This window comes from Virgibacillus ndiopensis (genome assembly GCF_900187325.1).
In the GTDB taxonomy this organism is placed as follows: Bacteria; Bacillota; Bacilli; order Bacillales; family Amphibacillaceae; genus Virgibacillus_E; species Virgibacillus_E ndiopensis.
Genome location: NZ_FZMZ01000005.1, coordinates 25,863 through 40,060, shown reverse-complemented (window position 1 = coordinate 40,060; position 14,198 = coordinate 25,863). Strand labels below are relative to the sequence as shown.

The window sequence follows — 14,198 nt, the reverse complement described above, 5'->3', positions numbered from 1 at the left end:
AATTAGATATACGTCATTATCATGAAAACAGAACTTTTTTTACATGGTAAAAAGGATTATTGATTTCTCTACAGAATTATTATATAAATTCAGTTGATATAAAAAGCGACGTAACTATAAATTATGTTTGGTGCCCTGCTATCGCTACGGAAAAACACTACGCGCAGCGGAAATCACGTTGCCGTTATGCCGCAGTTTCTGTGAATAAAAACAAACTGCGGAAAGATTCAATTTTGAAACAACAATCTTTTATAAAACAGCCAAATTAAAAAAGGCGTTATCTTATTCATGGAAAGAAATAACGCCTTTTTATTACATTTGCTCTCTCAATTCTTCTGTCATTTCCTTGACTAATTCGGGTCTCCCATGAAATTGAGCAGGAGTATTTTGAAATAGCTCAGTCTGCCATTCATTTCCTCTTTTAACTGCTATAAGCGTTTGATGAGCGTTTAATTCAGGGTTTATCTCTGATTTCCCGATCGGTACCATGCCTACAATCGCACGTAAGATAGCAATATCAGTACTAAGAATTCGTATATCTTTGACTTTACTTACGAAAGGAGCTGTTGGATGTGATCTAAAAATCGGATTTAAATGTGCATAGATATCCACTTTCCCAGCGACCTGACTTCCATCAAAACCAATTAGCTCACCATTCTCGGTAAACTGATTACTCATATCACTAGCACTGCGATTGTTCCAAGCATCTATTATTTTTCGATAAAGTGCAAGTACTTAACTAGATTCATGTTCCATGTTTGTTCCCTCCCAACATTTTACTCTCCTGTTTTATTAATATGGCCCTTTTCATAAAGTTTATTGCTTTTAACCTCGTAGTTTCAGTAGAATACGACGTAAAAATAATAGGGAAATTAAGTCCCATCTCGATTGCCGTCCGGGATCGCTGCGGGCGGATGCTTTCCGCGGGCACGGCCTCAGCCTCCTCGAGAAACCCACTCTGCGGGGTCTTCGGACTCGTGCTGTTCTGAGCAGGAGTCACCACCCTCCGCTCACCCGGACTGGTGAAGTAGATAAATAGGGTTTTATATCGGTTCCTTCTCCAAATAATAATTATTGATCAACAAAACAATATAGGAAAAAGAAGGGCTTGTAAATAAGCATAAATTCACTTACTAGCGGCCCGTATACACGGAGACTCATGGGGGAGAAGAGGCATCGTTGAGACCCCGGAGTGCGTCAGCACGAGGAGGCTCATCAGCCGCCCCCGGAAAGCATAGTGTATACGGGCTGCGGGGCAAAGGAGCGTCATAAAATACGAAATTTACATTGCACTTACGTCGCATTTTATGTATTTTGTGTAAAAACAACTATCTTTTAGAAAACAACCTTAATAAGAACATTATCAAAATCAGGACTTAATTACAAAAAATCATTGACACATCTAGTATAAATTGTAATAATAACTAAGATAAGTTTATACGGTTACCTTTAATTCAGTCCTGTGAGGCTGGCAAGGTGGAACAGATGAGTTCTGTTTATAATAGCAAATCGCCTGGAATCTTCCATTATTGATTTTGTTTGTTCGCATACACCTTGCCATGATTAGGCAAGGTGTTTTTTTATATTTTACGGTAACCGGTAAACCCAAATTCCAAAAGGGAGAGAAAAAGATGGCACAAAGAGAAATTCAAGTTGATGAACGCTTACCTTTTTTACAAAGTTTACCACTAAGCATACAACACTTATTCGCAATGTTTGGTTCAACCGTGTTAGTACCTGTCTTGTTTCAGATAAACCCTGCAACAATACTATTAATGAATGGTATCGGAACACTACTATATATATTTATTACCAAAGGAAAAATCCCTGCTTACCTTGGTTCCAGCTTTGCCTTTATCTCACCGGTTTTTGTAGTATTGGGGCAATATTCTGGTGGAGCTGGTTATAGTTATGCACTTGGTGGATTCCTTGTAGTTGGGATTGTCTTACTTCTTGTTGGGTTACTCGTCAAAATAGCGGGAACTAGGTGGATTGATGTGATCTTTCCACCGGCAGCGATGGGCGCAATCGTGGCAGTAATTGGACTTGAACTTGTACCAACTGCTGCAGAAATGGCTGGATGGATTGCCCCAGCAGATGCTGACCCTACATGGGCTGTTGACCCCCAAGTTGCATTAGTATCCTTTTTAACACTTACAATTACAATTATTTGCTGGGTGACATTACGAGGTTTTTTAAAAATTATTCCTATACTGATCGGGATTGTTGCTGGATATTTTATCGCTTTTGCATTTGGTTTAGTCGATTTAACAAAGGTTCAGGAAGCAGCATGGATTTCTATGCCAGAGTTCTATCAAATGAAGATTGATTGGTCCGCAATCATCGTAATTCTTCCTGCTGCGCTTGTTATTATACCTGAACATATCGGACACTTATTTGTAACAGGTAATATCGTAAAAAAAGATTTGATTAAAGAACCTGGGCTAGATCGCTCACTGATGGGAAATGGGATATCAACGATTCTTTCCAGTTTTTTTGGGGCAACACCAAACACCACGTATGGTGAGAATATTGGTGTACTCGCCATTACAAGAGTATACTCCACATGGATTATTGGTATGGCAGCAGTAGTAGCTATTATTCTATCATTCTGTGGTAAGCTCGCAGCACTGATATCTTCCATACCAACAGCAGTGATGGGCGGAATTTCCATACTATTATTCGGTATTATCGCAGTAAGTGGGATTCGGATGTTAGTTGAATCTAAAATAGACTACAATCGCTCACAAAATTTAATTTTAACTTGTGTTGTTCTAGTTATCGGAATCAGCGGTGCATCCGTTCAATTAGGTGATGTTGAATTAAAAGGAATGGGATTAGCTACAATTGTTGCTATCATCCTTAGCATACTTCTGAAATTACTTGATAAGTTAAAACTATCAAACGAGTAATGAAAAACAAGTCGTATCACCAGGTTATGTGATACGGCTTGTCTATTCTATTTTTTAAAATCCATTTTCCAACTAAAATAATCATTATCAGGATTTTTCTCATATCGTAAATAGGCTCCAAACTTACTGCCTTTTTTACTTGTCAGCCCTTTAACATAGGCAACTTTATTTTTCAGAAGTTCCTTAACCATTGTCTTCGTAGCTCTTTTCTTCATGGAAGCTAAATACTTATCATTTTTCCAAATAACAAACTTGCAGCCACTTTTCCAATTGCTGCAGCCGAATCCTTTTGTTCCCTCCATTACTTTACTTCCACATTGCGGACATGCCCCAAGTATTTCTTTCGTTCTTTGCGTTGAAGTAATTTCATTGATGATGACATCTTGTCCATACTTAATAGTTGCAACTGAATCGTTTGTAAAGGAAAATACTAAGCTCAAAAACTCTCTTTTACTAACATTTCCTTTCTGAATATCTGACAAAGTCTTTTCGAGCCTTCCTGTAAACTCTAGATCAAACAAGTCTTTAACTGGGAATGTTTCCACAAGTCTTCTGCCTAAATCCGTACACAATAAGTTTTTACCTTGACCGCTTACGTATCCCACGTCTTTTAATTTTTTTATTGTTTCTGCTCGTGTTGCTGCCGTGCCAATGCTAAACCCAGTAAGAATACTTCCCATGACTTCATCACTATCATCTTCTTTATAGCTCTTCCCACATGTCTCCATTACACGCAATAACGTTTTCTCTGTATGATGTTTCGGTGGTTTTGTCACATGGGATGAAACCTCCGAATCTAGCAAACTTACACTATCGTTCACTTGTACGACAGGCAATATATTGTCCTTGGATTGGATGTTTTCTACTTTCTTCCACCCTTCAACAAGCTGAACCTTCCCTTTTGAACTGAAATAACCTTGTACATCATCAACTTTTGTTGTAAGTTTAGTTTCCTCGTATTCAGCTACAGGCATGAACTGCATAATAAAACGATTTTTAATTGCAGTATATACAATTTGTTCATCACTTGTTAGGCGCTTTGGTTTTACATACGTCGGAGCAATTGCACTATGGCTTTCCACCTTGGCATTGTTAAACACTCGTTTTGTTTTCATAAACTTAATCTCATCTTTGTATGGTAAGTCTTCCGCCAACGTTTTTAATACCTTGGCAGTTTTGCCAGCCAGACTTTCCTCCAATGCAATACTAGAGGTCCGAGGATATGTGATGAACTTTTTTTCATAAAGTGATTGTGCTACTTTTAAAACTTTGTCCGATGTCCAACCCTTGTATTTGTTCGTTATATACCCCTGCAGATTGGAAAGATTAAATAAAAATGGAGCGAATTCTTTCTTCTTCTCTACTTGTTTATCCGTAATAATAGCCGTTTTATTCTGGATTGCTACTAGAATATCCTCGAGAATATCCTTTTTCTTAAATTTCTCTTGATTCTTCTCTATATATGTACCTTGATATTCCTTTAGATCTTTTGTTTGAAACGTTGCTGTTAATTTAAAATAATCCTCTGGCACAAAATTTTCAATTTCTTTATCACGATCGTAAATTATTTTCAATGTTGGCAGTAACACCCTGCCAATATTTAGTGCTTTACCTTTTCCCTTCTGATATTTTAAAGTAGCAACGGATGTTAGATTAATGCCAATAACCCAATCCGCCCATTGTCTACTAACACCAGCATCCTGCAATGGTCTCAACGTTTCATTTGGTTTCATCTGTTCAATTCCATGTAGCACTTCATCTGGTGTCCATTCATTTAAAAGTAATCGATAAATCTGCTTCTTTGGCTTCGCGCGATAGATAATGCTATCACCAATAACCTGACCTTCCCGATCATAATCACAAGCAGAAATGATCATATCAACATCGTTTCGCTTCATTAAATAATGAATTATCTTCAACTGTTTCTCTGCACCACGATCAGAACGCTGTCTGTTCCGGGGATCGCTTTTTACTTTATATTTAAAATTGGTAGGAATAAATGGAAAATTGTCCATCTTCCAGCGTGCCATCTTACTGTCATAATCTTTTGCATCATACAACTGAACCAGATGGCCAAAAGCCCAGGTTATAATGTAGTTATTTCCTTCAAAATAACCATCTTTCTTATCTTTGATCTTCAACGCATCTGCGATATTTTTCGCTACAGATGGTTTTTCTGCAAGGATTAATCGCATTAGTTATCACCCGCTTTTAGTGTGTTATTTGTTATTAGAAGGTTTATAGGAGCAACTTATGTAGAAAGATCGTAGGTGAATCTAGTATACCTTAATTCTACCAAATAGTTTACGAAAAGTTATATTGTTTACGAAAAAAGAAAAACCACTTTCTAATTAACTTAGAAAATGGTTTTTCTATTCGACAATTAAACAAGAACTGATTTTTCAAGTTCATTACCTAAAAACTTAGCAACTTCCAGCATTCCAAACTTTCCACTCTTCTCTTCTGCATCACTATTATAATTGGTATTCGTGTTAATATCATACGTGAAGATTTCGCCATTTTTATCCTGAATAAACTCAATTCCAGCGATTTGAATATTGTTTGCTGCAAGAACCCGTTCATACTTTTTAAGAATTGGATGGTCAAATCCCTCTCTAATTTGGAATTTAGGCGAAGACGATGGTTCTTCACCAACAGGACAAAACAAATCATCAATTGTACAAGCATCTGCTGGACATAATTCAAATCCTTCCGACGTATCCACGCGAACAGCATAGACAAATTTTCCACTGACAAATTCACAACGTGTAATGAATGATTCAGGAGACTCAATATACTCTTGGATTAACGTGATACCATCAACTGGTTCTTCAAATGTTTCCCCTTCTACATAATTCTGTAATGCTTCAATTGATTGGAAAAGTTGAACGCCTAGTCCTTTACCTGCACGATTGTGCTTCGTGATAAATTTCTTTCCTTGAAATGTTTTTGCTGCCTCTACTAATTCCTCTTTTCCAACAGTAGCAATTGTTTTTGGAGTTTTAATACCAAACTTCTCAAGTTCTAAATACTGCAACACTTTGCTAACTTCTAACTGTAGTGCACGACTTCCATTGATTACTGTTCTACCATGGTGTTCCAACCATGAAAGTACCGCGCTTGTTAATTCTGGTGAGAAACGATGCCCACGTGTATGTGATGAAGCACTCATTCTGTTATAAAAAATGCCTTCTGGTGGTAAAGAAGTCAGATCAACCTTACCATTTTCCAATAGCCAATCCTCATATGGCAGTTCCAATTCCTTTAATCTATTAAATAAATGCTCCGTCCACTGATTATTTTCATGTATCACATATATTTTACTCAAAACTACCATCCCTTTCCTAGATGTTTGTTAATTCAGCCCGCAGTTCTTCAACCTTTGGCATAACTTGCTTTGAAAAACGTTCCAATTCCTCTAATTGTGGTGAACTCTGCAACAATAATAAATCAACACCTGCCATTTCATATTTTACAATCCTTTTTGCAATTTGTTCTGGTGTACCAACAAGATTAGGACGTAAACCCCGATTAGAAACCGAATAATCCTGTAATTGTACCTGTTGTTCAAGCTGGGACTTTGATGTAAAGTCCTTAAATCCAGCATACCCACTCGTATCCTTCACATCTGTAATTCGTTCTAATTCCTGAAGTGCTTCTTTCTCTGTGTCGCGACAAATTACATAAGCCGCCATTCCAAACGATTGTAATTCTTCTCCACCAGCCGCTTTTCGGCGCTTTTTCATATCAATAACCTTAGCTTCAATCTCTTCAACTGTCCCACCATGCATAACATATGCATCACAAAGCGATGTAATCACTTGTTTTCCTTTAGCGCTTTCTCCACCTGCATAAAGAATCGGATTTGGTCGTTGAACCGGTTTAGGGGAGAGTTTCGTGTTTTCAATTTGATAAAACTTACCATCATATGAAAATGTATCTTCTGTCCATAAGCCTTTTAGAATCTCCAAAAATTCAATTGTTCTATCATAACGTTCATCATGTTCTGTAAAATCCCCGCCGTATTGCTTGGCTTCACCAGCCCACCAGCCGGAAACGACATTTAATGTAAAACGTCCATTACTGATCCGGTCAATATTTGCGGCCATTTTTGCTGTTACTGCAGGATTATGAAACACAGGACGTACAGCTGTCATGATTTCAATTTTTTCTGTTACTGCAGCTAATGCGGCTGCAGTCGACCAGGCTTCTAGTGAATCGTGATCTGTTCCTTTTATATCGTTTAAATATAATTCCGCAATTAGCGTTGTATCATAACCCCACTTTTCTGCAGATTGTATTACTTGCTTAGCATAATCAAATGTCGGTGGCATCTGTTCATCTCCTACATTCCGTAGCCATCCACCAAAAATCGGTAACCAAAAACCATACTTCATCATCGCCACTCCTGTTCCAATCCTAATTGTTGTTATTCGAAAAAAACTCTTTTCTGGATAGAAAAGAGTTTGAGATCAAAAATGATTTCTTCTCTTCCTATCTTTCAAGCGACTCACGCTTGCTGGAATTGGCACAGTATTCCATATATACAGAACCTGTTGCCGAGGTTTCAATGGGCCGTATCCCTCCACCTCTCTAGATAAGAATTAAAATAGACTATTCTTAGTTGTTTAATATGATATTAAGTTAAAAAATTAGAACTGTCAATAAATTAATTCTTAGTGTTTATTTAGGATTACTTTTTTACAAAGAGGTTTACAATCCCAACAAAAATATGTATTATAGGTTAAGTGATTTTATTTACCTAGGTAAATAATGGAGGTGAAAGAATGGACAATATCAACAATCGGGACTTATTTCACTTACTTAATCAGCGGGTTCGGTATTTGAGCAAAGAAATAAACAATCGGCTTAATGACCATGGGTTGTATGCTTCTCAATGGTCTATTATTTTTTGTTTGGAACGGTTTGGACCAATGACACAGACTGCCATTTGGAAATATTTGAACGTGGAAGCCCCAACGATGACCCGAACACTTTCCCGTATGGAAAAAAATGGATGGATTGTACGAATGCAAGGGGATGACAAACGAGAAAGATTCATTGAATTGACGGAAGAAGCTAAACAAAAATTTACACAGGTTCAGCAATCAACAGATAAAATTGAACAAGAAATGGTAGCAAATCTCAGCCTTGAAGAAAAAAAGCAATTATATAAGCTACTTACTAAATTAGGAACAACAGGAGAGGAATCACATAATGAGTAATGCGAAACAACAACCTATTTGGACCAAAAGCTTTATAGGAATTTCCATGACACAGTTCATGGTTTTTATGATTTTTTATACATTATTAACCACACTCCCAATTTATGTGATTAACAGTTTGGGAAAATCTGAAGCGGATGGTGGATTAATTGTCACAGTTATGTTAGTCGCAGCCATCATTGTACGCCCATTTTCCGCCAATCTGTTAGATAAAACTGGAAAAAAACGGGGGCTTATTTTAAGTGTCGCAACATTCACAGTGACAACTTTTTTCTATATTTGGATTGATGAATTTATTCCTTTATTAATATTACGGTTCATTCATGGATTATCGTTTGGTGTGATTACTACAGCTACTGGTGCTATTGCAGCAGATGTCATCCCACATGATCGGCGCGGTGCAGGACTAGGATATTTTGCAATGGCAATGAATTTGGCTGTTGTAGTTGGACCTTTTATAGGTTTATCATTATTACAATTTGTATCGTTTAAAATGCTATTTGTTATCTTAAGTATATTAATGATTGCTGGGTTAATTTTTTCCATTATTGTACATGTGCCGCAGGAAAACGAGATCACTATAAAAGCAGGTAACCATAAATTTTCACCCAACGACTTAATTGAGCTTAAAGCAATACCCATCGCATTAATTAGCAGTTTCGTTTCGCTGGCATATGCCAGTATTTTATCATTTATCTCCGTTTACTCCGATTCACTTGGTCTGTCAGCGGCTGCAAGTTATTTCTTTTTAGTCTTTGCAATCGTTATGCTTATATCAAGACCTTACTTCGGAAGAACGTTCGATATTAAGGGACCAAATTATGTCATTTTACCATGTCTATTTATATTCGCTATCGGTCTTCTTACATTAAGTTTTACAGGATCTGCATGGATGCTACTGCTCTCGGCTGGTCTAATTGGATTAGGTTATGGTACATTATTACCGAGCTTCCAAACGATGGCCATTCAAACGGCAGATCATGCTAGAAGTGGTCATGCGACAGCAACATTTTTCATGTTATATGATACCGGAATCGCAGTAGGATCATTTGTATGGGGGCTAGTTGTCGCAGGGGTTGGTTTTCAAAAGTTATATATGATTAATGTAATTTTAGTTGTCGTTGTCATAGGACTGTTTTTGCTGTATCAATCAAGACAACAGAGACGAACACAAGCAGAAAATAAAGTTTATAATGAGGAACAACGTGTAAAATAAAAAAAAGATTTCTGGTGGGAGTGTAAACTAAACTGTGTAAGTGAGAGAGCGTACGGCTCTTACTTCGCAGTTCAGTTTTTTATTTAATAAAATCATATTATACGAATGGGAGGTTATTCTATTGGCTAAATCAAAGCGTGATACAAAGTCAGCTGAGTTAGCGAAACAAATACTAGAAAACTACCAACCAGAATCTGTAGAAAATATGCAGAATGCACTTAAAGACATATTTGGTCCTATGTTCGAAACAATGTTAAAAGGTGAAATGAATAACCATTTAGGTTATGAATCAAATGATAAAGATGAAAAAGAAACAGAAAACTGACGAAATGGTTATGGAAATAAAACCATAGAAACCAGTACGGGTAAAGTCGACATTAAAGTGCCACGTGATCGTGATGGTTCCTTCGATCCTCAACTCGTGCCGAAATGAAACGGAAAGTAAGCATAAATGGATGCAAATCTTTGATGGAATCAAAGCTAGAGGTGTAGAAGATATATTTTTTATTTCCATGGATGGTGTTAGTGGTTTAGAGGAAGGGGCACACGCTATCGGCTATCTTCCCTGATGTAATCGTACAACGGTGTATGGTATACTTAATTCGCAATTCTATCAAATATATACCAAGCAATGATTATAAGTCTTTTACTAAAGCAGTAAATGCTTTAGAAAAGTAACCAAAAAAAGAGCATTCCCCAACGTGAACGCTCTATTAAAAGTATTATTTTTACGTATAAAAGAGCGAAACAAAATGGGAAGGTGGCCATTTCCAAAACTGGGCGATGGTTATGAACCCAGCTTTTTGTTCATGATCACCTTAAAGATAGGGTTTTAAATTATCTTGAGTAATATTATTTACACACTTTATTTGACAAACCCTCTTGTGTAATTTGGCACCAGAAAATCTTTTTTTATCTTCTTGTACCTGATTCCATATTTGTATATGTTATATCGGTACTTATAGATATCGATGGGTATGTATCGTTTATTTGCTTAACGCTTAAATCCCTGACCTTACTTCTTATTATTTCTTTAATCCCTAGAGGATCTATGTTTTTTTCTTGAAAGTTTTTAATCATCTCTTTTGCTTTCTTATTAAGTTCTCTCTCCAAGTCCTTTTCGATTTTCTCCTTGTCATGCAGTACTCTTTTACCAGTATATTCCCTGATAACCCCTTTAACATCAATATTAACCTGCAAACTCATATTCTCATTATGCTGATTAACGATAATTTTTCGTTCCGAGTCTATATTCTGAATAGCAGCTTTATATCCTTTTTTTTCAAGGATAAAATCACCGTTATCCATATCCCCAAGCAATATGTTGAATACAAAGGCTTCGTCTATAGGTATTTTATCGAGGTATTTATCTTTTTTAAACAAAGCAATAGCATCTATTTTTGGTTTGCCATCCACGATTTTAAAATATGGTAAAAACGGATCACACGTTTCGCATTCTATGCTGTATGAGAATGTTTTTAAATTTGTTTCCGGGTGCTTCTGTCTTTGTATATTGTGTTCTATTAAGTCCGATAAGTATACCCCTGCACCCTTATGACTTTTGACAGAATTCAACAGTTCATTTGTAGAGCCTTCAGAAACAGCTAAGTAAAGACCTGATCCAATGCTCGGTTCTCTTAACAAAAAATCAATATAATTCTTTATCCCATGTTCCGCTAATTCTTTATTAAATACAACTACCTCTAATTTACCATTCTCTAGATTTTCAGACGCTACAGTATTTAATTTAGTTCCCAAGTCATAAACCATAGAAGCGTTTCCTGTATATACCAAATCCATAATCTGACCTTTTTGGAGAAAAGTCGGAGTAATAACAGTGCCATTTATTGTATTGTCATCTACATAATCATACCCAACTACGGTGACCATCTGAATTTTATCAATAACACGTTTGGGCATAGTAAAATTTACAGTAACACTTACAAAAATTAATATGAAAAAAATAATATACCTACGAGGCATTTCGTTTCACCTTTCTACTAATGAAATGCATGACAAACAAAACTGGAATATAAAATAATAATCCAAACCCTATTTTTGTAGAAAAATCACTGACTTGTAAAATTTTTTCTCTTCCCTCAACAAATATACAAATAAAATAAACAGCTGTTAATATAAAAATAGAAATCCATTTTTGCGGGATATGTAAAGCCCTGTTTAGAGTTCTACTGCTCCCCCAGATGTATAAAGCTAAATTGGGTAATATGACAAAAAATAAAGTTGATATCCCGATGTATTCAAAACGATCCAAAAAAGGTAACTCGACAATCTTCCATAGACCAAGTGTTGGCCAAATAACATCTTTTATTTCATGTTGGCTATAGTAAATGTACGAAACAAAACAGATAACAACATATAATATGGTTGTATATAAATTCCCATAATGAGCGTACTTTTGCGAATTTCTTGAATCCTTGATAAAAGGATAATAAATCATTAAAGCGCCAATCCCTAAAAAACTAAACATAGCTAGCACGGAAGATTGTACTATTTCCAGCAATGAATGATCAAAAATAGGCATTATATTGGTGATATTTGAAAATTTCAGAGGAAAGATTAAAGCAAATATTAAAACAAACGGGTATACAATACCAAGAAAACATACACCGACAACAATTCTGAATTTCCCTGAAATAATATAATAAATAAGTGGCATGATTAACAGTAAAAGTGCCCATATTTTCACTTCCGGAAACATCCACACTTGAATAATCTCCAAATAAGAACGTAACACCACAGCTGCCAACAATAATAAATAAACGGATAAAACAATTGATATAAACGCTCCGATCCATTTACCGTATATACTGCGATGTATAGAAGCAAAATCTTCCCCTTTGTAATCATTAAGTACTTTATACATAATCCAAATCAAAAGATGAATAAACATTCCTGCTGCAATAATAGACATCCATGCATCATGACCTGCATATTTATTTATGACACTTGTAAAACTAAGAACTCCTACTCCAATTTGAGCAGCAGAAATCAGAAAAAAAGCCATAAGAGGTGGTACTTGGTCTTTATCCTTAATCATTGCTACACCCCACTACTTTAAGATGAATCATGTTTATTTTTACTTGTTTCTCGTAATACTTTTTCAGATCTTACCATAAATGGGCGCTTATTTTGCATATCAAATGGTAGCCTGATAAAAGCATCTTTTAAATCCTTTAGCCTTAATGGAAACACTGGTTCAAAGAATGGCCGTCCTAACGATGTTAGCTTTAACAGGTGAACCATGATATATGCGATACAAATGCTTACCCCCAAAAGCCCATATACATGGGCGAATATCAGCAATGGAAAGCGAATCAGTCGGATTGTATTACCCATTTGGTAAACAGGTGTCGTAAAGGATCCAAGAGCACCTAATGCCACAAGAATTAACAGTACATTACTAGTCAGACCCGCTTCCACAGAAGCAGTTCCAATTACGATACCGCCAACGATACCGATTGTTTGACCAACCTTTGTCGGCAGTCTTGCTCCAGCTTCTCGCAATAACTCAATGGTTAATTCCAAAATAATTGCTTCTAATATTGGCGGAAAGGGAACCTGTGACCGTGAACTTACTAACGTACCAAGCAGTTCTTTCGGAATTAATTCAAAATGATGTGTGAGTACAGCAACATACAAAGGTGTAACTAAAATGGAAAAAAATACAGCAAATAAACGAATTAGACGAAATGCTGATGCAATCGTCCAATTAAGAAAATAATCCTCAAATGCAGAAAAAAACTCAACTAATGTAGTAGGACCAATTAATACATGAGGCGAGTTATCAACAAAAATAGCAACTTTACCCTCAGCCAATATAGCAGCAATTCGATCAGGCCGTTCCGTATCAAGTAATTGCGGAAATGGTGAATTGGTATTATCTGCAATCTTTTGCTGAATGAAAGAGCTATCAATGACTTGATCCATTTCCATATCTTGTATTCGCTGGATAACTGTCTCAACGTTATTGGTATCTGCAATTCCTTTTATTGAAACAACAGCTACTTTAGTCTTCGTGATAGTTCCAACTTTTAGTTTTTTTATCGTTAGTTCAGGAATATTTAATCTTTTTCGAACTAAATTCAAGTTCGTATCAATACTCTCAACAAACGCTTCTTTTGGTCCAACAACACTAAATTCTACCTCTGGACTGGTTATTTGCCGGGTTTTAAATAATGGTACCGGTATAAGTAAGTACTGCTGGTCAGACTCTCCCATATGAATAAAGAGAAAACCATCCAATAGTTTTCTTCTAATTTCATTTGAATCATTTGTCAAGTATGTATTGGTAATAGGAATGACGTTTTCAATTTCCTTCAAATCTGAATAATCAGATTGCTGTACATAAGGTAAAACGAATTTTTCTATTTTTTTATTATCAATAGCCGAATTAAAATAACCAATGCATAATGGTATAGAATCATGCTCAAGCTGATAATCAATAAAATCATCACTATTTTTAAGATCATTAAAAAGCTCTTCAAACTCTCTTTGTCTTTTCTTCTGTGTTAGTTTCTTTTTCATTGGCACATCCTTTAGTTAAATCAGGTCATATGTTTAGTATGAAAAGAAAATGTATATATTATTCATTACCGACAATGATGTGAATTTTGATGTGTTGGGTAATTTGGGGTAGTCTTCTTTTTAATAGGCTATTTTTATTTTTGGCTTTTAATGGGAGAAAAGCGGGCAGAATACACTTGGAACGTAAACTCTTGCGGTAACAGAGACGGGGTTAAGAACCAACCGAATTAGTATAGATTCTAACCGCTAACTAAAAAACACCTATCTATACTTACAGAAGACCATAATAAAAAAGCCCTA

General features: G+C 36.0%; 12 protein-coding genes, 2 pseudogenes and 1 riboswitch. Of the genes and pseudogenes, 7 read left to right on the top strand and 7 right to left on the bottom strand.

What is annotated here, in order from left to right:
* Positions 1 to 312: 312 nt before the first annotated feature.
* Positions 313 to 735 (bottom strand): annotated as a pseudogene (locus tag CS937_RS07445) (SgcJ/EcaC family oxidoreductase); the annotation flags it as partial.
* Between the two features lie 896 nt (positions 736 to 1,631).
* Between CS937_RS07445 and uraA the strand changes: the two are divergent.
* On the top strand, positions 1,632 to 2,912 hold the full coding sequence (gene uraA, locus CS937_RS07435; protein ID WP_099157842.1) for a uracil permease: 1,281 nt from the start codon (positions 1,632 to 1,634) through the stop codon (positions 2,910 to 2,912).
* A gap of 47 nt (positions 2,913 to 2,959) precedes the next feature.
* Here the strand turns inward: uraA and CS937_RS07430 are convergent, their stop codons facing one another.
* From CS937_RS07430 to CS937_RS07420, 3 genes are all read right to left on the bottom strand, one after another.
* The gene (locus CS937_RS07430) at positions 2,960 to 5,107 is read right to left on the bottom strand and encodes a type IA DNA topoisomerase (protein ID WP_099157841.1); all 2,148 of its coding nucleotides are present in this window, start codon (positions 5,105 to 5,107) and stop codon (positions 2,960 to 2,962) included.
* 188 nt (positions 5,108 to 5,295) lie between these two features.
* Positions 5,296 to 6,240 carry an ATP-grasp domain-containing protein gene (locus tag CS937_RS07425; RefSeq protein ID WP_099157840.1) on the bottom strand — a complete coding sequence of 315 codons (945 nt, stop codon included), beginning with the start codon at positions 6,238 to 6,240 and terminating at the stop codon, positions 5,296 to 5,298.
* 16 nt (positions 6,241 to 6,256) lie between these two features.
* On the bottom strand, positions 6,257 to 7,309 hold the full coding sequence (locus CS937_RS07420) for an LLM class flavin-dependent oxidoreductase (RefSeq protein ID WP_099157839.1): 1,053 nt from the start codon (positions 7,307 to 7,309) through the stop codon (positions 6,257 to 6,259).
* A gap of 94 nt (positions 7,310 to 7,403) precedes the next feature.
* A riboswitch (SAM riboswitch) is annotated at positions 7,404 to 7,516 on the bottom strand.
* Positions 7,517 to 7,699: 183 nt separating this feature from the next.
* Here CS937_RS07420 and CS937_RS07415 point away from each other — a divergent pair.
* From CS937_RS07415 to CS937_RS19960, 6 genes and pseudogenes are all read left to right on the top strand, one after another.
* Entirely contained in the window at positions 7,700 to 8,137 is a 438-nt protein-coding gene (locus CS937_RS07415; protein WP_099157838.1) for a MarR family winged helix-turn-helix transcriptional regulator, read from the top strand.
* On the top strand, positions 8,130 to 9,353 hold the full coding sequence (locus tag CS937_RS07410) for an MFS transporter (protein WP_099157837.1): 1,224 nt from the start codon (positions 8,130 to 8,132) through the stop codon (positions 9,351 to 9,353). The genes CS937_RS07415 and CS937_RS07410 overlap by 8 nt, the downstream gene beginning before the upstream one ends.
* 121 nt (positions 9,354 to 9,474) lie before the next feature.
* Positions 9,475 to 9,678, top strand: coding sequence for a hypothetical protein (locus tag CS937_RS19975; RefSeq protein ID WP_425445461.1), 204 nt, complete (start codon positions 9,475 to 9,477; stop codon positions 9,676 to 9,678).
* A pseudogene (locus tag CS937_RS19970) lies at positions 9,679 to 9,783 on the top strand (transposase); the annotation flags it as partial. It abuts the gene before it with no gap.
* Positions 9,784 to 9,808: 25 nt separating this feature from the next.
* On the top strand, positions 9,809 to 9,922 hold the full coding sequence (locus CS937_RS19965; protein ID WP_425445460.1) for a hypothetical protein: 114 nt from the start codon (positions 9,809 to 9,811) through the stop codon (positions 9,920 to 9,922).
* A 19-nt stretch (positions 9,923 to 9,941) separates the two neighbouring features.
* Positions 9,942 to 10,031 (top strand): hypothetical protein, encoded by a 90-nt coding sequence (locus tag CS937_RS19960; protein ID WP_425445459.1) that lies wholly within the window; start codon positions 9,942 to 9,944, stop codon positions 10,029 to 10,031.
* Between the two features lie 234 nt (positions 10,032 to 10,265).
* Here the strand turns inward: CS937_RS19960 and CS937_RS07400 are convergent, their stop codons facing one another.
* Genes CS937_RS07400 through CS937_RS07390 form a run of 3 tightly spaced genes read right to left on the bottom strand, consistent with a single transcriptional unit; the run spans position 10,266 to position 13,898 of the window.
* Entirely contained in the window at positions 10,266 to 11,336 is a 1,071-nt protein-coding gene (locus CS937_RS07400) for a Ger(x)C family spore germination protein (protein WP_099157836.1), read from the bottom strand.
* Positions 11,326 to 12,411 (bottom strand): GerAB/ArcD/ProY family transporter, encoded by a 1,086-nt coding sequence (locus tag CS937_RS07395; protein ID WP_099157835.1) that lies wholly within the window; start codon positions 12,409 to 12,411, stop codon positions 11,326 to 11,328. Before CS937_RS07395 ends, CS937_RS07400 begins: the two co-directional genes overlap by 11 nt.
* A gap of 17 nt (positions 12,412 to 12,428) precedes the next feature.
* Entirely contained in the window at positions 12,429 to 13,898 is a 1,470-nt protein-coding gene (locus CS937_RS07390) for a spore germination protein (protein ID WP_099157834.1), read from the bottom strand.
* Positions 13,899 to 14,198: the final 300 nt, after the last annotated feature.

Bases quoted from the DNA above. Each gene is read 5' to 3' on its own strand.
- CS937_RS19965 (WP_425445460.1), top strand. From the start codon at position 9,809: ATGCAAATCTTTGATGGAATCAAAGCTAGAGGTGTAGAAGATATATTT.
- CS937_RS07395 (WP_099157835.1), bottom strand. From the start codon at position 12,411: ATGATTAAGGATAAAGACCAAGTACCACCTCTTATGGCTTTTTTTCTG.
- uraA (WP_099157842.1), top strand. From the start codon at position 1,632: ATGGCACAAAGAGAAATTCAAGTTGATGAACGCTTACCTTTTTTACAA.
- CS937_RS07400 (WP_099157836.1), bottom strand. From the start codon at position 11,336: ATGCCTCGTAGGTATATTATTTTTTTCATATTAATTTTTGTAAGTGTT.
- CS937_RS19960 (WP_425445459.1), top strand. From the start codon at position 9,942: ATGGTATACTTAATTCGCAATTCTATCAAATATATACCAAGCAATGAT.
- CS937_RS07430 (WP_099157841.1), bottom strand. From the start codon at position 5,107: ATGCGATTAATCCTTGCAGAAAAACCATCTGTAGCGAAAAATATCGCA.
- CS937_RS07415 (WP_099157838.1), top strand. From the start codon at position 7,700: ATGGACAATATCAACAATCGGGACTTATTTCACTTACTTAATCAGCGG.
- CS937_RS07390 (WP_099157834.1), bottom strand. From the start codon at position 13,898: ATGAAAAAGAAACTAACACAGAAGAAAAGACAAAGAGAGTTTGAAGAG.
- CS937_RS07420 (WP_099157839.1), bottom strand. From the start codon at position 7,309: ATGAAGTATGGTTTTTGGTTACCGATTTTTGGTGGATGGCTACGGAAT.
- CS937_RS07410 (WP_099157837.1), top strand. From the start codon at position 8,130: ATGAGTAATGCGAAACAACAACCTATTTGGACCAAAAGCTTTATAGGA.